Genomic DNA, 25,916 nt, shown 5'->3' on the forward strand with positions numbered 1-25,916 from the left:
CACTTTTGTACGTTCTTATCTGTGTTTGACTGAGGTGAGCCGAGACTCTACTCTTTTACCGATGAACCAGAGCAAGAGAATAGCGAGCAGCACAATCAGCAGCTTCCACGGTTGCTCAATAAAGGACATAAAGTCATGTCCAATAAACGAAATGACAAAAATCATAATCGCTTTGCCGAGCATGATGGCGGCCATGAAGTGGCTGGTCGGAATATTGGAAAGACCGGCGACTACGTTTACCAGCGAAGAAGGCGTGAACGGAAAGCAGGAAAACAGGAAAATGGCGCTGAAACCATGCCGATTCATCCAATTCATCGCTTCGTTCACCTTTGGATGGCGGGTAAGGAAGTTTAGGAAACGGTGCTGTCCAAGCCTGCGACATAGGAAAAATACGGTTCCTGCACCGAGACATACTCCGATCCAGGAATATAAAAAGCCAAGCCATAAACCATATGCGGCGGCATTACCCGCGACGATGGCTATCAACGGCAACGGCGGGAAGAACGCTTCGATAAATGTCATGAGAATGCCCGGCAATGGCCCGAATGATTCATATTTGGCAAGGAGCGTTAATAAGTTTTCTTCGGAAAAATAGGTTTTTAACTCTGTCCAATTCATAGTTTCATTTTACCCCAAAAAAGAAGGAAAGTGCACTGGGAAGTTGACTTTGCCAAAAGCCCCAATCATGGCCACCTTCTTTTTCGGTATATGTAACAGAAGCCTGGCGCTGCTCAAGCAATTGCTTCATTTCACGGTTATAACTAAGAAAATCAGCCGTTTTATCTCCGACAGGTACCGCTGTTTCCTGCAGGCCGATAAGCATATAGATAGTGAGGTGCGGAAGCTTTGGCTTGCGCAGCACCCCTTTCATTACTTCGGGATGGAATGCCCCGGAAAGGGAGAGAACCTTGCTGAATAAATCAGGCCTGTCCAGCGCAAGATCAAGACTTACGGTTCCGCCGAGTGAATCGCCGACGAGCACACGCTCACTTACGAGAAATTCCTGCTCGACCGCAGGTACGATTTCTTCTAAAAAGAAGGATTTGTAGATATCGTTCCGGCTGCGTCCGGTTCCATATTCTTCTGTTCGATTGTCACGCGAAACTGTAACAGCTACTATGATGAAGGGTAACAGTTTACCTTCGAGAATCATTTCCTGGGCGATGGTTGCCCCCCTGCCAAAGTTGAGGAACTGTTCACCGTCCTGGGCGTACAGTACGGGATAGGCTCGGCTCGGATCGTAGTCCGGTGGCAGATATACTTTGTAAGAGCGCGTCTCTTTCAGGTAGGCGCTCTCAAGCTCGCGGCGCAGAATGGTCCGCTTGCGTAATTTCTCGTCCATTTTGAATCAATCCTCCGTGTTTTTTATATGTATGAGTGAAAAAAATTGGACATGATAAAGAGGAAGTGCTATACTCATCGCGAATCCGAAAGTACAAAACTGTACTTGTTGTGCAACAAAAGGTGTTTCATTGCCAGATTGTTCTATTACAGCAGTGTAAACGTTCTTTTTCATATTTTATCAAAAAAAGGAGTTGTCATGATGTTACAAATTCTTTCGCCTGAAGGCAAGGTTGCAGATCAAAAGCAAATGCCTCAAGTCGATGATGCTACTCTGAAAGAATTAATGCGCAAGATGGTATATACCCGTGTGTGGGATCAGCGTGCAATCAGCTTGAACCGTCAAGGCCGCCTCGGCTTCTACGCACCGGTTGCCGGACAGGAAGCATGCATGATCGGAAGCCAAAGCGCGCTGGCTAAGGAAGATTTCATTCTGCCGAGCTACCGCGACATTCCGCAAATCGTATGGCACGGTCTGCCGCTGTATCAGGCATTTTTATACTCACGGGGTCATTTCCACGGTGGGCAGATTCCTGAAGATGTAAACGTTTTAATGCCGCAAATTATTATCGCTGCACAAATTACGCAGGCGATGGGCGTTGCTATGGGCTTTAAGCTGAAAAAAGAAAAGCGTGTCGCGATTACGTACATAGGCGATGGCGGTACATCACAAGGGGATTTCTACGAAGGTTTGAACTTCGCAGGGGTGTATAAAGTACCGGCTATCTTCTTTGTACAGAACAACCGTTATGCGATCTCCACGCCGTTCTCCAAGCAAACTGCAGCTGAGTCCGTCGCGGCGAAAGCGCAAGCTGCTGGGATTAAAGGTGTGCAAATTGACGGCATGGATGCCATTGCCGTATATGAAACCGTACGCGAAGCAAAAGAACGTGCGCTTGCAGGAGAAGGCCCAACACTAATCGAAGCGCTGACGTTCCGTTACGGACCGCATACGATGGCGGGCGATGATCCAACTCGTTATCGTGCGCAAGAAGAAATGACTGAATGGGAACAGAAGGACCCGCTCGTGCGTTTCCGTTCGTACCTTGAAAGCAAAAACCTCTGGTCTAAAGAGGAAGAAGATAAAGTAATTGAGCAGGCGAAAAATGAGATTGCTGAAGCGATTAAGAAAGCAGACACGCAGCCGAAGCAAAAAGTAACCGACCTGATCGACATTATGTTTGAAGAAAAGACTCCAGCTCTGCAGGAGCAATACGATGAGTATAAGCAGAAGGAGATGAAGTAAGCCATGGCACAAATGACCATGATCCAAGCCATTACAGACGCACTGCGTACAGAAATGAAAGCTGATCCGAACGTACTCGTGTTCGGTGAAGACGTAGGGGTGAACGGCGGGGTATTCCGCGCAACGGACGGACTTCAGAAAGAGTTCGGCGAAGAGCGCGTATTTGACACGCCGCTTGCGGAGTCCGCTATCGGCGGCATGGCAGTCGGCCTTGGCCTGCAAGGCTTCCGTCCGGTTGCCGAAATTCAGTTCTTCGGTTTCGTATTCGAGACGTTCGATGCAGTTGCATCCCAGGCAGCGCGCATGCGCTACCGTTCCGGTGGACGCTATAACTCTCCGATCGTATTCCGTGCGCCTTTTGGTGGCGGTGTAAAAACGCCGGAATTGCATGCGGATAGCTTAGAGGGGCTATTCCTGCAAACGCCGGGTGTGAAAGTGGTTATCCCATCCAATCCGTATGATGCGAAAGGACTTCTCATTTCCGCTATCCGCGATAATGACCCGGTTATCTTCCTGGAGCATATGAAGCTGTACCGTTCTTTCCGTGGCGAAGTGCCAGAGGAATCATACACAGTTCCGCTCGGTAAAGCAAATGTAGTAAAAGAAGGAAAAGATGTAACCATTGTTACTTATGGTGCTATGGTACAAACATCCCTGAAAGCAGCCGAACAAATCGAAAAAGAACGCAATGTATCTGTTGAAGTTATTGACCTGCGGACCATCAATCCGATTGATACGGAAACAATTATTGCATCCGTTGAAAAAACAAATCGTGTTGTTGTCGTACAGGAAGCGCAGAAGCAAGCGGGTGTGGCAGCTGAAGTCATCGCTCAAATCAACGAAAAAGCCATCCTTTCCCTGGAAGCTCCGGTAGTACGTGTAACGTCTCCGGATACGGTGTTCCCGTTTGCGGCAGCGGAAGATGTATGGTTGCCGGATCCGTCTCGTGTCATCGAAGGCGTAAAGAAAGTACTCGATTTCTAAACTGATCCTTCGATATCGTTCGCAATAATACTTAAAGAGGAGGTCCCATCTATGGCGTTCCAGTTCAAGATGCCGGATATCGGTGAAGGCATCCACGAAGGCGAAATCGTTAAGTGGCATATTAAAGAAGGCGATCAAGTCGAAGAAGACCAGATCATCATGGAAGTACAAAATGACAAGGCGGTTGTAGAGATTCCCTCTCCCGTAAACGGAAAAGTACTTGCTATTAAAGTAGACGAAGGAACGGTAGCCGTTGTCGGTGACGTACTCGTCGAGTTCGATGCGGAGGGTGCTGCGGAATCCGAAGGCACATCCGAGCCGCAGAACGAGACAGTGGACGCTACCGGCCGCGATGTAGGAGAAGAACTGAAGGAGAAATCCGAGCAGGCGGACGTAGAAAAAACGCCGCTGACGCAAGGTCAGGCTCCTGCGCAGCAGGAAGCCGAGCCAGTGGATGAGAACAAGCGCGTATACGCAACGCCGGCTGTACGTAAGCTGGCGCGTGAGCGTGGCATAAATATCCGTCAGGTACAAGGCACAGGTAAGAATGGCCGTGTAACCCGCGAAGACGTAGAGCAATTCGCACAAGGTGGAGGCAAAGCACAAGCAGCACCACAAGCGGCTCAAACGAAACAGGCTGACCAGGCAACTCCGGTGGCAAGCGAACAGAAGCAAGCTCCGGCGGCAGCACAAGCAGCGCCTGGCGGACTTGAAGAACGTAAGCCGCTTAAAGGTATCCGTAAAGCCATTGCAACTGCAATGACAAAATCGATGTATACTGCACCGCATGTAACAATCATGGATGAAGTAGATGTAACCAAGCTAGTAGAGATGCGTACTCGCTTCAAGCCGATTGCGGAGAAAAAAGAAGTCAAGCTGACCTATCTGCCGTTCATCGTTAAAGCTGCAATCGCAGGCCTGCGAGAGTTCCCGGAACTAAACGCAAGCATTGATGATGAGAATAATGAAATTGTATTGAAGAAATACTACAATATCGGTATTGCAGCTGCGACTGATGAAGGATTGCTTGTACCGGTTATCAAGGATGCGGACCGCAAACCGCTGTGGAAGATCGCGGGTGAAATCTCTGAGTTGGCGACCAAAGCGCGCGAACGCAAAGCGTCTGCTGATGAATTGAAAGGAAGCACATTCTCCATTACGAATATTGGTTCTGCGGGAGGTATGTTCTTCACTCCGGTTATCAACTATCCGGAAGTGGCGATCCTCGGCGTAGGCCGCATCGCGAAGAAGCCGGTCGTAAATGAAAATGATGAAATCGTGGCGGCACCTGTTATGGCGCTGTCCTTAAGCTTTGACCATCGCCTCATTGATGGCGAGATGGCGCAATTGTACATGAACTATATTAAAGGCCTGCTGCAAAATCCGGAAATGCTTGTCATGGAGGTGTAATACATGGTAGTAGGTGAATTTACAACAGAACTCGACGTGCTGGTGATTGGGGCTGGACCGGGTGGATACGTGGCGGCGATTCGTGCCGCCCAGCTCGGCAAGAAGGTAGCGATCGTGGACAAAGCGGAAGTTGGTGGCGTATGCCTTAACCGTGGATGCATTCCGTCCAAATCGCTTATTTCCGCCGCCAAGCAGTATGAACAGGCGAAAGAGGGAAGCAGCATCGGTATTAATGTCGAAGGTGTATCCGTCGACATGAAAAAAGTACAGGAATGGAAACAAAGCGTCGTCAATAAATTGACTGGCGGCGTTGGAACGCTTCTTAAAGGAAATGGCGTGGAAGTGATTCCGGGCGAGGCACTTTTCGTAAGCGAGAATGAGGTGCGCGTGTTCCACGGCTATGAAGTGAACCGTTACCGTTTCAACCATTGCATCATCGCAACGGGCTCTCGTCCGATCGAGATTCCGGCCTTGCCTTTCAGCGAGCGCATTCTTTCCTCAACCGAAGCGCTGGAACTGGATCATATTCCGGAAAAAATGCTCGTTGTTGGTGGCGGTTATATTGGTATCGAACTTGGTACTGTATTTGCCAAACTGGGAGCAAAAGTGACTGTGCTTGAAGGTATGGCCAACATTCTACCTGGTTTCGAGAAACCGATGGTACAAATGGTGCGCAAAAAGCTGAAAAAGTTAGGCGTAGAAATCCATACCGAAGCAATGGCACAATCGAGTGAAGTAACAGAAAACGGCGTAAAAGTAACAGCAAAAATCAAGGATAAAGAAGAAGTGTTCGAGGCAGACTACTGCCTGGTAACGGTGGGACGCCGTCCGAACACGGATGAGCTCGGTCTAGAAGCTATCGATATGAAGCTGACAGATCGTGGTCTTATCGAGATTGATAAACAGTGCAAAACGAGTGTGCCGAATATCTATGCTATCGGTGACATCGTGGCTGGTCCTGCACTGGCACATAAAGCGTCATATGAAGGCAAAGTGGCAGCCGAAGTGATTGCCGGCGAGCCAAGCGAAATTGACTACATGGCGATTCCGGCAGTCGTGTTCTCCGATCCGGAAATGGCTACTGTCGGTTTGACAGAGGAGCAGGCGAAAGAAGAAGGATTTAAGGTGAAAACTGGACGTTTCTCCTTCGCGGCAAACGGTCGTGCACTGAGCGTCAATGAAACAGACGGTTTCGTGAAAGTCGTAGCAAATGAAGAGGATGGACGAGTGCTCGGAGTGCAAATCGTCGGTCCAGAAGCATCCGATCTTATTGCGGAAGCAGGACTTGCCATCGAAATGGGCGCAACGCTTGAAGACATCGCGTTAACTATCCATGCGCATCCAACGTTATCCGAAGTAACGATGGAAGCGGCAGAAGCGGCGCTTGGACACGGTATTCACTCATTGTCCAAGTAATGTCTGATATATGGAAAAAGGCAGTCGGAATATCGATTCCGGCCTGCCTTTTTTTGTAGGAAAGAATGGAGGTTACACATCTGAAACTTTGCATTGGATGAGAGATTCGGACACTTCCGCAACCTTCCGCGAGTTTTCTTCGAGCGAAGCCATGGATGCGCTGATTTGTTCGGTAGCGGCTGCTTGCTGCTGAGCCAGGCTGTCGAGGTTTTTGACTTCTTTCACGATTTCTTCGATGGTGCCCGACATTTCCATAAGATTCTTCGAGATTTCTTCTACATTGTCTCGTGTGCTGGAGGCAAGCTTGCGTACTTCGTCGGCGACGACGGCAAAACCGCGGCCCGCATCGCCTGCACGCGCCGCTTCGATTGCGGCATTCAGAGCGAGAAGGTTGGTCTGATCGGCAACCTGTTTAATCAGGTTGATAACCTTGCCTACTGTGCTTAGCGCGCTTTGAGCCTTCTGCGAGTTAACCGATAGAGCGCCTACCGCATCCGCCATGCCTGTAGCACCGGCGGCGATCTCCTCGGTGGCCTGTGTCGTTTGCTCAGATGTTTGCATTAGTTCTGATGCCATATTTTTAAGCATTTCCTGCTTTTGGATAGGAGTGGAGACTGCCAGAGCCCCGATAAGTCGGCGCTGCTCATCAAACAGGGGAATACTTGTAGCTAAGTATCCAAAGCCAAACGCTGATTGCTGATGATCGACAGTGCGGCTGATTTTGCGCTTTTGATCTAGCGTGCGTCGCAGAGCTGTATTTTCAGGAATGATGCTTCCTTCTCTGAAGCCGAACTTAATATGCTTGCCTTCCCAGTATCCGATAATTTTTTCCGTGTCAGAGAGAACAAGCGTACTTTCTTCATTTAGCATGTCATAGAAATAACGGCAGGATTGTTTTAACGAGGTCCACTCGTCATGAAGATGCTGCGTTCTGTCTTTTGCGATTTCCGTCATTATTGGGAACACGCTCCTATTCGGTAAGAAATGATATTCTTTTTCTTATTGATATTTTATACTTCTTTAATCATAAACGAAAACTTTGTATAAGAGAATATGGAATTAGATAAAGGGTTTATTTATAAGCATAAAGTCCTTGTTCACTTCTTTTTTAGGAGGCTGTATGAAAATAGGGTTCCGTACTGTAAAAACAGCGCTGGCTGTTGTGTTTTCTATTTACTTGGCTCATTTTCTTCAACTCGATACGTATACGTTTGCCGGAGTGATTGCTATTTTGACACTGCAGGCGACGCGGAAGGCTTCGCTCGCTGCGGCGGGAAAGCTGTCGCTTGCCGCAGGCATTACGCTTCTTATTGGTTCAGGCTTATTTTATCTGCTAGATTTTCGTATTTATGTTGTAGGTCTTATTTTGTTGCTTGTTATACCGTTGCTGGTAAAAACGGGAGCGGAGCGCGGTATCGTGCTGAGTTCGGTCGTTTCACTTCATTTGTTCGCGGCCGAAGAGATTTCATCTGCGGTCATTTGGAACGAAGTACTGATTTTATTTTCCGGGATGGGGGTGTCACTGCTGGTTAACATGGCGTATATGCCATCACGGAAGAAGCGGGTGCAGGAAATAAGGGAGAAATTAGCGGGGGAGTGCGCCTCACTGTTCACCCAGCTTGCCAATCATCTCGAAAGTGAAGGATACATCTGGGATGGCCGGGAGATTCTATCCATCAGTGAATTAATCGAACAGGGTAAGGCGGAGGCGCTGTTGAATGCGGAAAATGCAATGACTCGCGATGAGATAAATGATTACCAGTACTTCGAGGAAAAAGAAAAGCAGTTCGAGACAATAAAACGGATGCTTGCACTCGTATCCCACGTACAGAAGGTCGTAGTGCAGGGAGAGATGTTGGCTGTGATGCTGCGTAAGCTTGCGGAGAAGCTTGGTCGAGGGAAACATGCGGAGCTTGGAGAGATGCGTGATGAGATTCGTGTTCTGCGTCGTGAGTACGAAGCAATGCCACTGCCTACGACACGGGATGAGTTCGAGATTAGGGCGGCTCTGCTGCAGATTTTAAATGAGCTGGAAAGTTATTTGCTGGCGTATCAATGATGTATAGAAAGCAATAGGTCTGCACTGTGCTGCGGGCCTATTTTTTTTACTATTGACGAGATGGAACGAGAGAAGTATATTTTCGTTAAGTAAATACTTAACGAATTGAGAGGAAGCTATAGAACGCGATGAAAAAACAAACAAATCGTGCTTTGCAAGCTGCAGAGACGAAGACCAAATTAATCGATGCGGCACTGGCCGTGTTTTCGAGGAAAGGATTTTCCGCAAGTACAACGAAGGATATCGCACGTCAGGCTGGTGTAACCGACGGACTGATTTATCATTATTTTACGTCAAAGGAAGAGCTGCTATGGGCGGTAATTGATCGGCATACACTAAATGAGTCTTTGCGGCTTATCACACTGGAAATACGAGAGGAAACAGGGCTGGAAGAGGCGTTGACTTATATATTGCGTTCGCTGTTCCGTTTGCTGGACGAGAAGGAAGCTCTTATTGCAATGTTCTTCGGTGAATCACACCGTAATCCAGCTATTCAGGAAAAGCTGAATCAATTGGTAGCACGCGGTGTACAATTGTTTGCCGGATTTTTAAAAGAACGCAGTACTATTGGCGAGCATGAGCTTTACATTGCGATTCGCAATATGCTGAATGCGCTTGTTATGTATTTTCTTATTCATGATCGTGTACAGGACAATAAGAATGAACGTGAGAACTATATCACAGTTACTGTTCATCAATTCATCAAAATAATTTCTTAACTATTTTTTTATCCAGTTCATTGAGTAAGTACTTACTAAGCGAAAGGGTGGGGAAATATGGGTGGAAGTGATCTGAAATTTGATGTTATCGTGGCAGGAGCAGGACCCGGGGGATGTACGCTGGCATATTTACTTGCGCGGAGTGGGGTAAGAGTCGCGCTGGTAGAGCGTCATAAGGAACTGGATCGCGAGTTTCGAGGGTACTTTTTTCAGCCGAGTGTGATGAAATTATTTGATCAGATGGGCGTGCTCGATGGGGTACTTGCTTTGCCTCACCGAAAAATTGACGCCTTTCACTTCATTGATCATGGAAAAAGGCTATTCTCCGTAAGGTTTGACGATTTGCCGCGCCCTTATCATTTTGGCGTAAATCTTGCGCAGCCTTTGCTGCTTCAGTTTTTAATTGATAAAGCATCTGCATTTGATAATTTTACTTTCATGAGTGGTACTGTCGTGACAGATTTGATTAAAGGAGAGAAAGGTGTATCCGGTGTACAGGTGAGGAGAGGCGGTGAATGGTTCGAGTTGTCAACAAGGGTAGTAGTTGGTGCTGACGGGCGCTATTCTACCGTACGAAAACTCGCAGGGATTGAACAGGAGAAAGAAGAACATCAATTCGATTTTGTATGGTTTGACATGCCGACCATGGGAGGAAAAAAGTATCCGTTACAAATACAAATTGAAGATGAAGGGATGCTGATTCATATACCGATGGGTAAAGATAAAGTGCAAATTGGATGGGTGATTCGCAAAGGAACATACAATGAATTGCGCAGGCAAGGCATTGAACAATTCCGCAATCGGTTGAGCGCAGTGGAACCGGGTTTACAGAGTGGGCTTGCGCAGCATTTGGTTGATTTTAAGCAATGCTCAATATTGGATATTCAGGTGGCAATGATGAAAAGCTGGGTGCAGGACGGACTGCTGCTCATCGGAGACGCCGCGCACATTGCCTCTCCATTTTCTGGACAGGGAAATAGTTTGGCTATTCAAGATGCAGTAGCTGCCCATCCTGTCATTATGGAGGCGCTGCGGACGAGTACGGGAATTCTATCGAAGAGAGAGCTTCATCTGTATGAGAAGGAGCGACGTCCAGCCGTTGCACAAATCCAAAGCATTCAACGGATGCAGGCGAACATGCTGGGTATCCGTAATCCTCTCCTGCTACGACTTCGGCGTACGGCTGTCCCTATTGTCAGTCATACACCGCTATTTGAAAGAATGCGAAATAAGCTGGCGCTTGGGGCAAAGCCTGTACATGTTGCTACCGATTATTTCGTCCGTCAGTAGTATAAGTATAGTAGTATTCAAAAGAAAAAAGGCCGGGGAAGTTCCGGCCTTTTGGTAGTATAACAGCACGATTATTTAACGGCTTCTTCTTGTTTAGCGAGCTGTTCTTTCACATAGCGATTATCCTCATGTTCTGCGCATGCTGTGGAGCAGGAGCGCTTGTGCTCATCTTCGCATTCTTCACAGCAGAAGTGCTGCACATTACACCATGGATTCGCACAGTTTATATAGCGATCGCTCTTTTTGCCGCAGTGTTTGCATTCAGAAATAATGACAGCTTCTTCAGTTTGGTTAACCGGTACAGAAATTCGCTCGTCGAATACGTAGCATTTGCCATCGAATAAGCGGCCCTGTACTTCGGGGTCTTTACCGTATGTGACGATACCTCCATGCAGCTGAGCCACATCTGTGAAGCCTTCATTTAGCAAAAAGCCGGACAGCTTCTCACAGCGAATACCGCCTGTGCAGTACGTGATAATTTTCTTATCTTTATAGTCTCCGAGGTTTTCACGAATCCATTCCGGAAACTCGCGTGAAGATTTGACACCGGGTTTGATCGCGCCGCGGAAGTGTCCGATTTCATATTCATAATCGTTACGGCCATCGATGACGATAACATCATCGCGTTGCAGGTGTTCGTAGAATTCTTTTGGGCTTAAATATTTGCCGGTTGTCTTATTCGGATCGACGTCTTGCTCGAAGCGCCAGGTTACCAGCTCTTTTTTGTAGCGGACAAAAATTTTCTTGAAGGCATGTTCGTCCACTTCGTCAATTTTGAAAAACATATCGGCAAAACGAGGATCTTGTCGTAGCGTATCCATGTACTGTTCTGTTTGTTCCTCTGTTCCGGATAGCGTACCGTTGATACCTTCGTCAGCGACGATGATACGGCCTTTTACACCTAAATTTTTACAGAAATCCAAATGTTCAGCTGCGAATGTCTCCGCATTTTCAATATGGATGTATTTATAAAACAAAAGCACACGGTATGGCTTTTGTGTTTCCAAATGCTCTTGTTGCACGGAAATCTTCCTCCTTGTTATATGTTTTGCCGGTCCGGCCTTGGCGCCATAAAGCGGTCGTATCTCTTCCTTGCGAGAAAACGACGTGGGAACACGCCGCCGCGTGCATCTTATCCCTTCCAATCCGTGGATAATCAACAGGTGTGATGGTATACTTATTAAATAAATGAAATAATGATTGGTTGTAATTGTAAATAACATAAGCATATTATATAAGTTGAGTTACGATACTATATCGTACCATAAGTATTACCGAAAAGGGAAGCGGTGATTTATAGAAATGTCAGTGTGGTTCGGTTCTTTCATTATCGTCTGGACAGTTCTTCTTGTTTTATTGCTTGCCATTGGCGGGTTCTTCATGTTCCGCAAATTCTTAAAATCAATGCCGAAGCAGGACGGAATGTCCGAACTGGATTGGCAAGACCATTATATTGACAGGACACGTCATATGTGGACAGACGAAACGACAGAGTTGCTTGATGAACTGATCAGTCCTGTGCCGCAACTGTTTCGTGATGTAGCTCGTCGCAGCATTGCGGGGAAAATCGGGATGCTGGCACTTGAAGCAGGGGATGAGCAGATAACGACTGACCTTGTTATCAAGGGATATATTCTGGCAACACCTGCCCGGGACCACAAGTTTTTGGTCGCCCATCTGCAGAAGAAGCAAATTGATTTTTCGCCGTATAAGCAACATCTAAAAATTAATGTGTAGAGGTGTCCGATTGTTTCAAAACATTCTGCAGGGGAAAAGTAAAAGCATGAATGTTTGATGAAACGGAGATGGTTACGATAATAGAGGTCACCTTCATCCTAATGTATTTCGGCATTATCGCACTTGTCGTCGAAATTTCAACCATTCTCCTGAAGATGACCGGACTAGACAAAGATATCGCGCGATTTCAAGCGATTTCCATGCTAACAGGAACCGGATTTACAACAGGGGAGTCAGAGCTGGTAGCCCGGCATCCGTTGCGTAGAAAGCTAGCTGCCTTCCTTATTTTATTCGGTGCATTTTCGCTTGCGGTCATTATTTCTGCGCTGAGTTCATTGCTCGCTAACCGTTCCGGAATTCCCCAGCTTGGGCTCGTTATGGGGGTGCTTATTGTCATTCTTATCGTGACTAAAATGAAAAAAGTGCAGGAACGCTTGACCACTCGTCTGGAGGCTGATATGCAGAAGGTACATGTAATGCATGAGCTCCCTATCGAGGATGTATTGTTTGTGGGGAAGGATGATATGTGTACTGAGGTGCATGTATTTTACGATTCCAAGCTAATCGGAGAATGCATCGGGGATTGCATCGAGGGTGAGGCCGACATTAATGTTCTATTTATTAAGCGCGGCGACGAAGTCATCCGGAGAAACCTATCCGAAGTTAAGGTTCAGGAAGGTGATGTTCTTCTGGTGTATGGTGACCGTTCCGGGATTGAAAGAGTGTTTGAAATGGAGCTAGAACATATGGAAGAGCTAGAAGAAGGAGAAGATGCTGAAAAGCTATTAAGGTAAAAGGCCTGCCGTCCCGGATGGGATAAGCAGGCCTTTTTCTTATTAGCAGCAACGCGTTCGGTTTCCGCTGCCGTATCGTTGTTCGATTGCTTGCCGGAAGAATTCTTTCTCAGACATAGGAGCCTGTTTATCCTTCGGCGGTGCCGCATGCCAATAATCCAGGTACAACTCGTAATCCGGAATACCGAAAATCATCCGGAACGTCGAGCGAATCCGCCGCATGAGCGAATGATTAGCTGATAATTCCTTCACTTTCTCCGGCGGAACGTACGATTGCTTCGGGCAAGCTTCATCGTTCCACATCGTTCATTCCCTCCTTTATCTAGGTTCAACAGACTGTAAAACCTCCCGCTGATGAAAGTTTTACTCTATGCGCTGTGTGAATGGCCACCTCCCCCATAAATAGAGGCATCGCCTTTGGATTCCACGAAAGGTGCTTCTTGAAGAGAACCACGATACGTGCCCCGCAGAATGCTAATCCAAACACGCAGGCAGTCGATGACAAGCAAGAGTACGATACCTACGAAAATCGCGGTCATTACAGCATCTACGCGGTCATTGAAAATCATTTGCTTTGCAGCCTCCATCGTTTTTACGCCTTTAGGCAGTTGTCCTTGCTCCAGTGCTTTTGAAAAAGCAGAAGCATGGGACAGAAAGCCGATAGCCGGATCGGGATGGAACAGCTTCTGCCAGGCGGCTGTCATCGTGACAGTGAGCAGCCAGGTGAGCGGTACAAGTGTAACCCAGGCGTACGCTTTTTTGCCCATTTTCAATATAATAGTCGTTCCGACTGCCAGAGCGATTGCGGCCAGCATTTGGTTGGCGATGCCGAACAGCGGCCAGAGCGTCTTAATACCACCCAGCGGGTCAATAACGCCCGCATACAGGAAATATCCCCAGCCCAGACTGATGACGGCGCTAGAAATAATATTGCCAGGCAACCATGTCATATCTTTGAATTTCGGAGCGAAGTTGCCGACCAATTCGCTTACCATAAAGCGTCCAACCCGTGTACCGGCGTCAATAGTTGTAAGAATAAATACCGCTTCAAACAGAATTGCGAAGTGATACCAGAAAGCCATGAGTGCCTTGCCGCCGAGAATTGTCGAGAAGATGACGGACATACCGACCGCAAGCGACGGTGCGCCACCTGTGCGGGATAGAATGGAATTCTCTCCTACGTCTTTCGCCAACTGTGTCAGTTCAGCAGCCGAGATAGTAAAGCCCCATTCCGTTATCGTGCGTGCAGCAGTGACGGCATCCGTGCCAATAGCGGCAGCCGGACTGTTAATCGCAAAGTATGTGCCCGGTGTCAGAATGGTAGCGGCGATGAGCGCCATGATGGCTACGAACGATTCCATGAGCATACCACCGTAACCGATAGCGCGGCTGTGGCTTTCTTTGGCAATAAGCTTTGGCGTTGTACCGCTTGATACAAGCGCATGGAAGCCAGAGATAGAACCGCAGGCAATCGTAATGAATAAGAATGGGAACAGATTACCGGTGAATACGGGTCCGCTTCCGTCAATGAATTTCGTTACCGCAGGCATTTGTAAAGTCGGCAGCGTCAGGATAATGCCAATGCCGAGTAATCCGATCGTTCCGATTTTGAGGAACGAGCTAAGATAATCACGGGGAGCGAGCAACATCCACACTGGTAGAATGGATGCGATAAAACCGTAAATAACCATCAAAATAGCGAGCGCTTCCGGACTGAACGTAAACATTGGTCCAAGGGTAGGTGATTCCGCTACCCATTGTCCGGCCACGAGTGCGAGCATCATGAGCGCAAATCCGATAAGCGACGTCTCTCCAACACGTCCTGGACGGATATAGCGCATATAGAAACCCATGAACAACGCAATCGGAATGGTCATGGCAATTGTGAAGGTGCCCCATGGGCTTTCGGCCAGTGCATTGACAACAACGAGTGCCAATACAGCAATAAGAATAATCATAATGGCAAGAATACCAACCATAGCAATCAGGCCGCCGATTGGTCCGATTTCTTCCTTCGCGATTTGCCCTAGACTTTTTCCGTTACGTCTCATGGAACCGATGAGGATAATAAAATCCTGAACGGCGCCAGCAAGAATAACCCCTACGACAATCCAGATAGTGCTGGGTAAATACCCCATCTGTGCGGCAAGGGTAGGACCAACAAGCGGGCCTGCGCCGGCAATCGCAGCAAAGTGATGGCCGAACACGACCCATTTGTCCGTTGGAACAAAGTCTTTACCATCGTTATGCACTTCGGCGGGTGTGGCCCTTTTGTCATTCAGATTGAAAATCTTATGGGCGATAAAACGACTATAAAACCGATAGGCGACCGCATAGCTTGCTAGAGCGGCAACTAACAGCCAGGCCGCATTGATTTCTTCGCCGCGCACGAGCGCGACCCAACCCCAGGCTACCGCACCGACGAGTGAAATCCCACCCCAGATTAGGATAGAGAGCATACGGCTTTTCATCTGTGAATCCCCTCTTTCTTTCTCTGAAATTTTATGATTTTAAATTTTCTAAAATTTTAATGTAATTGTAGCTTGCTTGGCTATGGTCTGCCATCGATTTTACATCAACGGTAGTAAACAATGCATGAACAGTAAAAAAAGAGATGCTAGTAACAAGAACGAGTGCATGTGGCAAAAAGAAGAATAGAATGCTCAGCCATATGCACCCGTGTATGTAATAACGTTAGAAGCCGAGACGAAGTTTAAGATCTTTGACGAGTGTGCGGCTAACGGGGAGAAGGGTTTCTTCCGCATCGTCAACCCTGACTTGGACCGTACCTTTAAACCATGGAATAAACTCGATAATTCGACAAAGGTTTACGATATATGTACGGTGAATGCGATAAAATTTTTCCTCCGGCAGCTTTTTTTCCAGCTCCTGAAGGGAGAATGATGTGACATAATTCTCTGTCTTTGTGTAAATTCGCGCGTTACGACCTTCGGCAGCGGCGTAAATAATATCATCCACTTGAATGAAGGCTACGCTTGTCGCTTTCTCTACAGGGATGCGGGAGAAGGTCATAAAGGATTTGGCTACAGGTTGCATCGTTTCGATAACCTGGCGTAATGTTTGTTCCAGAGAAGCTGATGTATCCATTCTATCTATAGGAGCCTGGCTTATTCGTTTGCGAAGTCTCTCCAGCGTCTTATCAAGCCGTTCTTCATTGAATGGCTTAAGAAGGTAATCCATTGCTTCCGTTTCGAATGCCTGCAGCGCATATGAATCGTATGCGGTAGCATACACGATGTACGGACTTACTTCACTTTTGGCCAGTTTTTCCGCGATTTCAATCCCTTCGATATCATGAAGATGAATATCAAGAAATGCTACATTCGGCTTTTGTGAAGCGATCACATCGAGCGCTTCTTCACCGCTTGCCGCTTCTCCGATAATTTCAACGTCTTCGTATTGTTCCAGTAGATAGCGCAGCTCAGAGCGTGCTGGCGCTTCGTCGTCAACGATGACTACTCGCAGCATACGTTATGATACATTCCTTTCTTCCCATGGCATGGTAATGGTACAGACGGTACCTCCGCCAGGTTTGCTATCAATTTTTAAATCATACGGGTTACCGTACAGCGCTTGCAGGCGGTTTCGCACATTCGCAAGGCCGATACCGGATAGGGGGCGTGTCTTTGTACGTGGTGAAAAGCCGACACCGTTATCGGTTACACGAATGATAAGCACATGGCTTTCTTTGCCGATAAAAATATGGATGGTGCCTCCTTCTTTCTTCGCAAGCAGACCATGCTTCACAGCATTTTCTACAATCGGTTGAAGGATTAAGCCAGGAATACGTTGTTTCCAGGCTTGTGGATGGATGTCAGTTTTAACTTGTAACTTATCCCCGAAGCGCGCTTGTTCGATTTCGAGATATGCTTCCACATGCTTCATCTCTTCTTCCACTGTAATAATTCGATCTCCCTGATGCAGATTTCGCCGGAAAAATTCAGCCAGGTTTACAATGAGGCGACGGGCCGTTTCCGGCTTGGTGCGAATGAAAGAAGAAATCGTATTCAGTGCATTAAAGAGAAAGTGTGGATTAATCTGTGCATGCAGCGCCCGGATTTCCGCATCGGCCAAAAGCGAAGCCTGTTTCTCTAGATCGGCGATTTCGAGCTGGGTCGAGAACAGTTGCGCAAGGCCGCGTGCCAATTCCCAATCAACGATGGACACTTCATGCTCCCGCTTAAAATATAGCTTTAGTGTGCCGACCGCCGATTCCTTCTTGGTGAGCGGGACGATAATAGCGGAGTGAAGGGGGCAATTTTTGCTGCTGCAACCGATTTCCTTTTTATTATGAGCCCAGAGCACGTTCTGACTGCGTAAAGCTTCGAGCGTCGCTTCTGTCTGCAGAGGGGTCCCTTTGTTGTGATGGTTGTCTCCGGCACCAATATGGGCGAGAATGCATTCTTTGTCAGTAATCGCTACCGCAGCAGCTTCGGTCATGTTATAAATGACGCGAGCTGTCTTTTCAGCCGAATGTTCATCGAGTCCCTGACGCAGTATTGGCAGTGTAATATCAGCGATCTGCAAAGCACGCTGCGCTTGCATAGAGCCGATTTTTTCTTCTTCGGCTTTCGCTGCTTGCACAATCATAATGAACAGAGCGATAGCCGAGGCATTGACGAGCATCATCGGGAATGCAATAATTTCGACAAGACGCAACGCTTCTGCGAATGGCCGTGCAAGGCTAAGAATAATTAGCATCTGCACACCTTCCGCGATGAAGCCAACCAACCATGCGGCACCCCAGTGCATAGAACGGCGATGATATCTAAGATATACCAGACCTGCAAGCAGGCCTTCCACAGTCGTTGAGACGGCGCAGGCGACATCGGTAAATCCGCCGAGAAAATAACGATGTACCCCGGCCAGAAAGCCGGCTGCCGTACCGACGAGAGGACCGCCCAGTAGTCCTGCCATAACGGGGCCGATAACTCGGGAGTTCGCGAGAGCCCCTTCGATGGGGATGGCTGCATACGTTCCATAGATGCCGATAAGTGTACATACTATAATCGTAATGATTTTGTCCCGCGGTCCGTCTGTACGCCGGAGCATACGGCGAAAAAAGCGGAAACGAGAGAGAAAGAAAGCCAGCACGACGAGCGTGGCGGTGCGTTCAGCTAAATCGATGAACAATGGATGAAGCAGCGGCATATGTACACCTCCTTATGTGCCCGATTGCATTGTTACCCAAAGTATATCATCCGTGTAATCCCCGTCAATTCGGGAAAGAGAGCATATGAGGAGATGGATTAATGAAAAATTTAACGATGAGTACGGACTTGTACCAGATTAATATGATGTACGCTTATTACAAGAAGGGGATGGACCGGCAGCGCACCATATTCGATGTGTTCTTCCGAAAGCCGCCTTGTGGAAGCGGATATGCGATTTTTGCCGGATTGGATCAAGTGCTTGACTACATTGAGAGCATTCATTTTACGGAAGAAGATATCGCTTATTTACGCAGCGTCTATCCGTATGAAGAGGAGTTCCTGGAAATATTGCGCAACTTCCGCTTTACCGGGAACATCGCGGCCATGAAGGAAGGAACGGTTGTATTTCCGGGAGAACCGTTGATTCGTGTGGAAGCACAGGTTAGTGAGGCACAGCTTATTGAGACAGCCATGCTGACGATGATAAACCATCAGACATTAATCGCTACGAAAGCGGCGCGAATTGTCGGGGCAGCGAAAGGAGATACCGTGCTTGAATTCGGCCTTCGCCGCGCTCAGGGAGCAGAGGCCGGCTATTATGGGGCGCGAGCTGCATATATCGGGGGTGTACATGCGACATCGAACGTAATGGCGGGGCGGGATTTCGGTATTCCGGTAAAGGGAACGCATGCCCATAGCTTCGTCCAGTTGTTCGACAATGAGCTGGACGCATTTACCGCATATAGTGAGGCATTCCCTGACGAGACGGTGCTGCTGGTAGACACGTACGATACGCTGGGCATCGGTATTCCGCATGCAATTCAGCTTGGTCTTGCGATGAAGGAACAGGGGAAAAGATTGCTGGGCATTCGGCTTGATTCCGGGGACTTGGCATATTTGTCTAAACTGGCACGCCGAATGTTGGATGAAGCGGGACTTACAGATGTAGCCATTGTCGCATCCAGCGATCTGGACGAGCGATTGATTCAAGATTTAAAAAACCAGGAGGCGCAGATTACAATCTGGGGTGTAGGAACGAATCTTATTACGTCGTACGATTGTCCAGCGCTGGGTGGTGTGTATAAGCTTGCTGCCGTGGAAAAAGACGGCGAATGGCTGCCGCGTCTCAAGATTTCCGAGAACCCGACCAAGATTACGAATCCGGGCTATAAGCAGGTGGTTCGCTTCTATGATAGAACGTCGGACAAGCCGCTGGCTGATTTGATTGCGCTTGCGGAAGAAGACATTCCGGGTGACAAAATCACCTTGTTTGATCCATTATTTCCACACAAGCGAAAAACGATCCGTAACTATAGGGTGAAATCCTTACTTCAACCGGTTATCGAACAGGGGCACCGCTGTTATGATACGCCGTCTTTGGAGAGCATCCGCGCATATGCGCAGGAACAATTGACCTGCTTCTCGCCGGAGATTAAGCGGTTAATTAATCCGCATCAATACCATGTAGACTTAAGCCAGAAGCTATGGGATTTGAAACAGAGCCTCATTCATCAGGAGAGGGAATAGCATAGATTGAATGAAATAGAAGATTATTGAAACTTTTCCTAATGTTTTTCCGTAAAAAGAGATGTAAAAACAATTTGGAGGGGGAAACCTTATGAAAAAAGGAAAAGTAGCAGCAGTGGGAATGTTAAGCTTGGCAATGTTAATGGGAACGCCAGCATTGAACGTGCTTGCGGCGGAGCCGACTGCAGTGGTACAGCCGCAGGGCGAGACGCTGACACGTGGAGAGTTTTTCAAAATGCTTGACCAGGCCATTGATTTACCAAAGGCTGAAGAGAAGCGTACATATAAAGATGTACCACAGGGCAGCGAGCTGGCAGACATCGTAAACAAATTGCAGACGGTAGGCGCTTTGCGTGACTCTAACGACGGTACGGTACGCCCGGAGAGTGAACTGAAAGCGGGCGAGGCGATTGCACTGATTAGCGGCGTGCTCGGCATACCGGATCATCCTGTTCCCGGCGGTGCTTCGCCGCTTGATTCCAAGCACTGGGCAAGCAACATTGCGGGCTGGATGAAGAGCGCCAAGGTGGATTATAATTGGAATGATCTGGATCGATCCGTCACGAAGCAGGAAGCGCAAGCTCTTGTTAAACAGTTGCTGTCCACTTCCAGCGATGCTACAAAGCTTCTCGAGGAAAGTCAGAAGGCACAGCAAAACGTTAAATCCTTCCGCTTAAAAGGAGACACTTCCTTCAGCATGGTGTTAAAGCAGGATGCACTGGATCAACTGTCTGCCGATGAACGTAAAACGTTTGATGAAATGGCTAAAAAAGGCCTGTCCATGAAGATGGAAGGTTCTTATGTTATGCCTGACTCCATGTATACTAAATCACATATGAAGATGCCTGATTTCGGACAGGGAGAAAGTATGGGCGATATGGAAATCGAGCAATATATTATCGGTAAGGACATGTATATGAAGATGCCGGCGTTTGCTCCTACTGATTCCGAAAATCCGTCAGGCTGGGTAAAGATGAAAGATGCGTTTCCGCTGGATATGAAGGCGATGATGGAGCAGCAGTTGTCTGGTATTCCGCCGCAGCTGGAGAAAAAACTATTCTATCGGAGTGCAGGGGAGGGGCAATTGTCGTTCCAAGGCCGGATCGATAAGTTATCCGAGTTGGCTTCGATGATGAATGGTATGCAGGGAATGGAAGACATGACGGCAGCGCTTGAAGAGGCGGAGAAAAGTATCGGCGCTATCTATATTCAAGGAGTCATGAATCTTGATCCGAAGACAAAGTTGCCTGTAGATAGCAGCATGCAATTTGTTATTTCGTTCAATGAAAAAGCTGGCAACGCTGAAGAGATGCCATTCAAGCAAATGGTGATGGCACAAGATGTAAAATACAGTGATTACAACGACAACGTGAAGATCGAACTTCCAGAAGCGGCCAAGCAGGCTAAAGAAGTGTCTGCAGAGACAGCAACGGCTAAACAGGTTTCCAAGCAATAAAAAATCATATTTTACTGCTTCCGCATGCTTTTACCGGGCGAAAGAGACGTTATCGTTTCTTTCGCCCGGTTTATTATTTGATAGAGGAAGGGAAGATAAAGAAAAGAAAGTACGGTATGATAAAGTAAAACTTCTATCAGCTTGGGTTCTTCATCCGCAGCTGATGGTTAGTTATACTTATCGGGGTCTTAGGGGCAGTTATCCCCCTTATAATGCACTTTAAGCAAGGGTCTTACTGCCCGTTAGACCGGGATAAAGTAAAACTTACAGAAGGGAGAATGCCAGATGACAACACGAATCGTTCTTCGGACAGGGCTGGCGGTCTGCTTCTTTTTGTCTTTCCTTTTTTTCCCCTCAACCGTATATCAGGAATCAAAGAATGTGATACGAATTGCGGGAGATAATCAATTTCCTCCTTTTGAATACTTAAGTGATGCCGGAGTGTATTCGGGTTTTAATATTGATATTATGAATGCTGTGTCCATTCAGACAGGGACGAACATTGAATACTATCCCATGCCCTGGAATCAGGCAGTGAAGGCTTTGCGCTCGGGACAGGTTGATGCGATTCAGGGCATGAAAAAGACAGAGGCGAGAAAAGGAACGTACGAATTTTCAGCTCCGTACTTCACCAGTTCACAGGCGATTTTTGTTCTGAAAGATAATATGTACATCAGAAAAGTGGACGATTTGGAAGGAAGAAAGGTAGCGGTACAAAGAGGAGATGTTGCGACAGATTTATTAAGTCGAGTCAAGCAGGTACAGCTTATAGAAGCGGATAACCAGCAGGAAGCCATCCAGCTGCTCACAGGGGAAAAGGTGGATGCTTTCGTGGGAAACAGGATTACCGGGCAGTATTTTCTCCAGAAGAGCCGCCAGCAACCACTAACGAAGATTGTAGGAGAGCCTCTGGACGCCACCGATTACGGAGTAGCCGTAATGCCTGAGAACAAAGGGCTATTATCCGTGTTTAACAAAGGAATTTCTCAGATAAAAAGCGATGGAACCTACCAAAAAATCGAGAAGAAATGGTTTGGAGAATATATTATGCCGTACAGTTTCAGTCTACGGCAGACGCTTTTGTATTTAGAGATAGGGCTTGTGCTTACTTTTGTTATTATCACATTCATCCTTTGGTGGAACCGAAGTCTGAAAAAAGAAGTTGGGAGGCGGACGAGACAAATCGAACGCATAAATAAGGAACTGGAAGAGAAGATGGTTTTGCTTGAAGATAATGTTCACTTCCAGCAACAATTGCTAAACAGCGCATACAGTTTTTTTATTACGCTGGATCCATCCGGAAACATTTCGATGATGAACCAGAGGGCAATGGAGTATCTGCGTCTAGAAAAAGAGATAATCGGGACACCTTTTGTACAGACCCCGCTTTCTGCCTTTATTCCAGAACAGGAAATTCTCGCTGCGCTGGAAGACAAAAGAGTTTTTTTGCAAAAAGAGACGGTATGGACAAAAGAACGTTCCGAAAAGAGGAATATCTACTACAGTATCTCCCGTATTCAAACAATGGGGGGAGATAATGCCGGAGTTGCCTTGAATATTATGGACACTACGAAACAAAAAGAACTGGAAAGAAAAATCGCACAGGAAGATAGGCTACGCTCCCTTGGCCAATTGATTGCAGGGATTGCTCATGAAATACGAAATCCGTTAATGTCTATTCTTACCTATACACAATTACTTCCAAAAAAATTCGGTAGCCCGGAATTTCGTGCTTTTTTTTCCCGCCACGTTACGAGTGAAATTACTCGCCTCAACGCGCTCATTAATGATCTGCTGGATTATTCGCGCCCCAAAAAGTCGGAGCCTATTGCCTTTTCGCTTTATGAAATAGCACAAGGGATTGTGCATTTGTTTAAGCAGAAAGTAAAGGAAGCCGATGTGAGCATTCATTGGGAATTCGACGGGGAGGTTTGGGCAACTGCGGATGTACAGCAAATAAAGCAGGTACTAATGAATGTAATCTTAAATGCTATTGAAGCTGTAGAAAAAGGCGGAACAATCATTATCCGGGGATATTATCAGGACGATAAAGCCGTTCTTCAAGTCGAAGATAATGGAGTAGGAATGACGGAAGAGGAAATCCATAAAATGTTCGAGCCTTTCTACAGTAAAAAATTGAATGGTGTCGGACTCGGACTTTCCGTTACATATCAGTTAGTACAGGAGAACAATGGGGAAATTGATGCCAGCAGCAAAGAAGGAGAAGGAACGGTTATGACGATTTCATTACCGTGCTGCAGAAAGGATGAGGACGATGTATCATGTCATGGTAATTGATGACGAGCCGACTATTTGCCAGTCGCTCACTTTCGCCTTGGAAGATGAATATCATGTGTATGCATTTACTGACCCACGGGAAGCGCTACCTCTGTTGGAGCGTATGGAGATTGCTATCGTTTTGTTGGATTTAAAAATTGGGGAATATGACGGAATGGAGATACTGGAAGAAATTAAACGCATATCCCCTTCTACCATTGTCATTATTATGACGGCTTATGGAAGCATCCCTTCTTCTGTAGAGGCAATGCGCAAAGGGGCCTTTTCCTATGCTACAAAGCCGCTTCATATTGACGAATTAGAAGTGCTGATACAGAAAGCGGAAGAAGTGTATGCACTGCAATCCAAAGTCCGTTGGCTAAGCGATGAATTAGAAAAGGTAACGGATAACAACGGGCTTATCGGAGAAAGTGCAGCAATGCGCGAAATCTTTACTCTGATTGATAAGGTAAAAGATATCGGCTCGAATATTCTTATTACAGGAGAAAGTGGAACGGGAAAAGAAGTAGTAGCCAGAACGATCCATTATGAAAGTAAGCGTAGAAACAAAAGATTTCAGGCGATTAATTGCGCTGCTATACCATCTCATTTGTTGGAATCAGAATTGTTTGGACATGAAAAGGGAGCGTTTACGGGAGCGTTGCAGCGTAAAGCCGGATTATTTGTTTTGGCGGATGGGGGCACCATTTTTTTAGATGAAATTGGTGAGATGGATTTGGCTTTGCAAGGCAAGCTGTTGCGTGTGCTTCAAGAAAGGAAGGTAATGCCGGTCGGAGGAACAGAAGAAATCGAGATTGATGTTCGCATCATCGGCGCGACCAATAGAGATTTGACGAAAGAAGTGAAAGAGAACCGCTTTCGTGAAGATTTATATTACCGTCTCAATGTTATTCCGATTCACCTGCCTCCTCTTCGGGAAAGAAAGGAGGATATTCCTTTGCTGATGGAGTTTTTCGTTAGAAAAATTAGCGATAAAATGGGCAAACCCGTAGAAGGGGTTACTGAAGAAGCGCTTCGGCTGTTGCAGCAATATTCTTTTCCTGGCAACATAAGAGAGCTGCAGAATATGGTTGAGAGGGCCATCGCCCTGACGAACTCTTCCTGTATACAGAAAGACGATTTACCGACTGAAATTAAAAATCATACTCGTGCTTTTATTAGTAATACGCTTATCCCAATCTATGTAGGAGAAACAATGGAGGATGTAGAGAAGAAAGTTATTTTACACAATTTGGCTGCCTTCAACGGCAACCAGCGAAGAACGGCACAAATCATCGGCATTGGGGAGCGAACGATGCGGGATAAAGTAAAAAAATATAGGGAGCAAAAGTAGGCGAAAATTGCCGCTCGGCAATTTTCGCCTACTTTTTATGACTTTTTATGTCGCAATGCTATGGTGAATTGTATGGTGCTGTTTTTGGTATGAAACTTGCTTTGTATATTTGTCAAGCACATCAAAGCAACAAGGGAGGCACAAATGTATACGCTAACAGAAAAAGAATGCTGGACGGGGAGAGTCGACAGTGAAACAGTAACCGGAATGTTTCGGTTACATCAGGTAGTGAGAATCGAAGATGTTTTCACCTTCAATAAGAAGCAGGATGGAAAGGCCATTGGCATCATCGGCTTTCGAAGCGATGAAGGGGTTCGGAGAAATAAAGGCAGAGTAGGGGCGTATCATGCTCCTGATGAGATAAGAAAAGCGTTGGCATCTTTACCGTATCATTTTCATTCCGAAATTGCCTTATTTGACTTTGGAAATATTAGCTGTGATGACGGAAACCTTGAAGGAGCACAGGCGGAATTAGGCTCTGCGGTTAAAAAAATATTGGAGTTAGATATGTTTCCATTGATTATTGGCGGCGGACATGAAGTAGCGTACGGTCATTTCCTTGGCGTAAAAAGTCATGTGGGCGGTACGGGGAACGTAGGAATTGTGAATATTGATGCCCACTTTGATATGAGACCGTATGATGAGATGACCAGTTCAGGCACAATGTTTAAGCAAATTGCAGATGAATGCGCCGCAGAAGGTAGGATGTTCCGCTATCTGTGTGCTGGCATTCAGAAAAGCGGTAACACAAAGCATTTGTTTGAAATGGCAGACCGGCACGGGTGCCAATACATTTACGAAGACGAAATTTCATGGCAAAGCATAGAGACAACCAGTGAGAAGATAAATAACTTTATCGAGCAAAGTAGTGCTGTTATGGTTACGCTTTGCAGCGATGTTATGGATGCCAGCTATGCGCCGGGGGTCAGTGCTCCGCAGCCGTTCGGCATGGAACCAAAGCTTGTCGCACGTCTTTTGCAAGAAGCTTTGAAAAATAAAAAAGCGATTAGTTTTGATATCGCTGAAATCAATCCTGTTTTGGATGAAAGCGGTCGTACGGTGAAACTCGCCGCCGCTATGCTATATAAAGTGATGGATAGCGTAGCTTCTGTCGATAGGGAGGAATCATAGA

The 25,916-nt window shown here is 46.9% G+C and carries 22 protein-coding genes; 14 read left to right on the top strand and 8 right to left on the bottom strand.

The annotated features are described in order from the left end of the window. Nucleotides 1-15 precede the first annotated feature (15 nt). Complete coding sequence (locus AF333_RS07400; RefSeq protein ID WP_043065521.1) at nucleotides 16-618, bottom strand: TVP38/TMEM64 family protein; 603 nt, start codon at nucleotides 616-618, stop codon at nucleotides 16-18. 4 nt (nucleotides 619-622) lie between these two features. Continuing rightward, nucleotides 623-1,342 (bottom strand): alpha/beta hydrolase, encoded by a 720-nt coding sequence (locus AF333_RS07405; RefSeq protein ID WP_043065522.1) that lies wholly within the window; start codon nucleotides 1,340-1,342, stop codon nucleotides 623-625. Nucleotides 1,343-1,543: 201 nt separating this feature from the next. On the opposite strand from AF333_RS07405, the gene pdhA reads away from it, so the two are divergent. Genes pdhA through lpdA form a run of 4 tightly spaced genes read left to right on the top strand, consistent with a single transcriptional unit; the run spans nucleotide 1,544 to nucleotide 6,397 of the window. Next, nucleotides 1,544-2,587 (top strand): pyruvate dehydrogenase (acetyl-transferring) E1 component subunit alpha, encoded by a 1,044-nt coding sequence (gene pdhA / locus AF333_RS07410; protein WP_235356632.1) that lies wholly within the window; start codon nucleotides 1,544-1,546, stop codon nucleotides 2,585-2,587. Nucleotides 2,588-2,590: 3 nt separating this feature from the next. Further along, nucleotides 2,591-3,571 carry an alpha-ketoacid dehydrogenase subunit beta gene (locus AF333_RS07415; RefSeq protein ID WP_043065524.1) on the top strand — a complete coding sequence of 327 codons (981 nt, stop codon included), beginning with the start codon at nucleotides 2,591-2,593 and terminating at the stop codon, nucleotides 3,569-3,571. Between the two features lie 51 nt (nucleotides 3,572-3,622). Next, nucleotides 3,623-4,981 carry a dihydrolipoamide acetyltransferase family protein gene (locus AF333_RS07420; RefSeq protein WP_043065525.1) on the top strand — a complete coding sequence of 453 codons (1,359 nt, stop codon included), beginning with the start codon at nucleotides 3,623-3,625 and terminating at the stop codon, nucleotides 4,979-4,981. 3 nt (nucleotides 4,982-4,984) lie between these two features. Continuing rightward, complete coding sequence (gene lpdA, locus AF333_RS07425; RefSeq protein WP_043065526.1) at nucleotides 4,985-6,397, top strand: dihydrolipoyl dehydrogenase; 1,413 nt, start codon at nucleotides 4,985-4,987, stop codon at nucleotides 6,395-6,397. Nucleotides 6,398-6,469: 72 nt separating this feature from the next. On the opposite strand, the gene AF333_RS37160 is transcribed toward lpdA, so the two are convergent. Further along, entirely contained in the window at nucleotides 6,470-7,351 is an 882-nt protein-coding gene (locus tag AF333_RS37160; RefSeq protein WP_043065527.1) for a methyl-accepting chemotaxis protein, read from the bottom strand. Between the two features lie 166 nt (nucleotides 7,352-7,517). Here AF333_RS37160 and AF333_RS07435 point away from each other — a divergent pair, with 166 nt between their 5' ends. From AF333_RS07435 to AF333_RS07445, 3 genes are all read left to right on the top strand, one after another. Continuing rightward, nucleotides 7,518-8,456, top strand: a complete 939-nt coding sequence (locus tag AF333_RS07435) for an aromatic acid exporter family protein (RefSeq protein ID WP_043065528.1) — start codon at nucleotides 7,518-7,520, stop codon at nucleotides 8,454-8,456. Nucleotides 8,457-8,584: 128 nt separating this feature from the next. Then, nucleotides 8,585-9,175, top strand: a complete 591-nt coding sequence (locus AF333_RS07440; RefSeq protein ID WP_043065529.1) for a TetR/AcrR family transcriptional regulator — start codon at nucleotides 8,585-8,587, stop codon at nucleotides 9,173-9,175. A gap of 57 nt (nucleotides 9,176-9,232) precedes the next feature. Further along, nucleotides 9,233-10,465 (top strand): FAD-dependent oxidoreductase, encoded by a 1,233-nt coding sequence (locus AF333_RS07445; protein WP_043065530.1) that lies wholly within the window; start codon nucleotides 9,233-9,235, stop codon nucleotides 10,463-10,465. Nucleotides 10,466-10,536: 71 nt separating this feature from the next. On the opposite strand, the gene trhO is transcribed toward AF333_RS07445, so the two are convergent. Further along, on the bottom strand, nucleotides 10,537-11,472 hold the full coding sequence (trhO, locus tag AF333_RS07450; RefSeq protein WP_043065647.1) for an oxygen-dependent tRNA uridine(34) hydroxylase TrhO: 936 nt from the start codon (nucleotides 11,470-11,472) through the stop codon (nucleotides 10,537-10,539). A 295-nt stretch (nucleotides 11,473-11,767) separates the two neighbouring features. On the opposite strand from trhO, the gene AF333_RS07455 reads away from it, so the two are divergent. Both AF333_RS07455 and AF333_RS07460 read left to right on the top strand, forming a co-directional pair. Then, nucleotides 11,768-12,202, top strand: coding sequence for a DUF2621 family protein (locus tag AF333_RS07455; protein ID WP_043065531.1), 435 nt, complete (start codon nucleotides 11,768-11,770; stop codon nucleotides 12,200-12,202). Nucleotides 12,203-12,270: 68 nt separating this feature from the next. Continuing rightward, complete coding sequence (locus AF333_RS07460; protein ID WP_235496209.1) at nucleotides 12,271-12,996, top strand: cation:proton antiporter regulatory subunit; 726 nt, start codon at nucleotides 12,271-12,273, stop codon at nucleotides 12,994-12,996. Nucleotides 12,997-13,038: 42 nt separating this feature from the next. Here AF333_RS07460 and AF333_RS07465 read toward each other — a convergent pair whose 3' ends face one another. The 4 genes from AF333_RS07465 to AF333_RS07480 all read right to left on the bottom strand — a co-directional run bounded on the left by AF333_RS07465 (nucleotide 13,039) and on the right by AF333_RS07480 (nucleotide 18,168). Then, nucleotides 13,039-13,299, bottom strand: coding sequence for a CstA-like transporter-associated (seleno)protein (locus AF333_RS07465; RefSeq protein WP_052811994.1), 261 nt, complete (start codon nucleotides 13,297-13,299; stop codon nucleotides 13,039-13,041). 65 nt (nucleotides 13,300-13,364) lie between these two features. Beyond that, a complete protein-coding gene (locus tag AF333_RS07470) occupies nucleotides 13,365-15,467 on the bottom strand; it encodes a carbon starvation CstA family protein (protein WP_043065532.1) in 2,103 nt (700 codons plus the stop codon). A gap of 223 nt (nucleotides 15,468-15,690) precedes the next feature. Next, nucleotides 15,691-16,485 carry a LytR/AlgR family response regulator transcription factor gene (locus AF333_RS07475; RefSeq protein ID WP_043065533.1) on the bottom strand — a complete coding sequence of 265 codons (795 nt, stop codon included), beginning with the start codon at nucleotides 16,483-16,485 and terminating at the stop codon, nucleotides 15,691-15,693. A 3-nt stretch (nucleotides 16,486-16,488) separates the two neighbouring features. Next, a complete protein-coding gene (locus tag AF333_RS07480; protein WP_043065534.1) occupies nucleotides 16,489-18,168 on the bottom strand; it encodes a sensor histidine kinase in 1,680 nt (559 codons plus the stop codon). Between the two features lie 101 nt (nucleotides 18,169-18,269). Between AF333_RS07480 and AF333_RS07485 the strand changes: the two genes are divergently transcribed. The 5 genes from AF333_RS07485 to hutG all read left to right on the top strand — a co-directional run bounded on the left by AF333_RS07485 (nucleotide 18,270) and on the right by hutG (nucleotide 25,915). Beyond that, nucleotides 18,270-19,697: a nicotinate phosphoribosyltransferase gene (locus tag AF333_RS07485; protein ID WP_043065535.1), complete on the top strand. Its 1,428-nt coding sequence runs from the start codon at nucleotides 18,270-18,272 to the stop codon at nucleotides 19,695-19,697. Nucleotides 19,698-19,788: 91 nt separating this feature from the next. Next, entirely contained in the window at nucleotides 19,789-21,153 is a 1,365-nt protein-coding gene (locus AF333_RS07490; protein WP_043065536.1) for a DUF6612 family protein, read from the top strand. Between the two features lie 285 nt (nucleotides 21,154-21,438). Next, nucleotides 21,439-23,451 carry a transporter substrate-binding domain-containing protein gene (locus AF333_RS07495; protein ID WP_043065537.1) on the top strand — a complete coding sequence of 671 codons (2,013 nt, stop codon included), beginning with the start codon at nucleotides 21,439-21,441 and terminating at the stop codon, nucleotides 23,449-23,451. Continuing rightward, entirely contained in the window at nucleotides 23,429-24,784 is a 1,356-nt protein-coding gene (locus AF333_RS07500; protein ID WP_043065538.1) for a sigma-54-dependent transcriptional regulator, read from the top strand. The genes AF333_RS07495 and AF333_RS07500 overlap by 23 nt, the downstream gene beginning before the upstream one ends. A 144-nt stretch (nucleotides 24,785-24,928) precedes the next feature. Further along, on the top strand, nucleotides 24,929-25,915 hold the full coding sequence (hutG, locus tag AF333_RS07505; protein ID WP_043065539.1) for a formimidoylglutamase: 987 nt from the start codon (nucleotides 24,929-24,931) through the stop codon (nucleotides 25,913-25,915). The last annotated feature ends 1 nt before the right edge of the window (nucleotide 25,916 follow it).

This window comes from Aneurinibacillus migulanus (assembly GCF_001274715.1).
Taxonomy (GTDB): domain Bacteria; phylum Bacillota; class Bacilli; order Aneurinibacillales; family Aneurinibacillaceae; genus Aneurinibacillus; species Aneurinibacillus migulanus.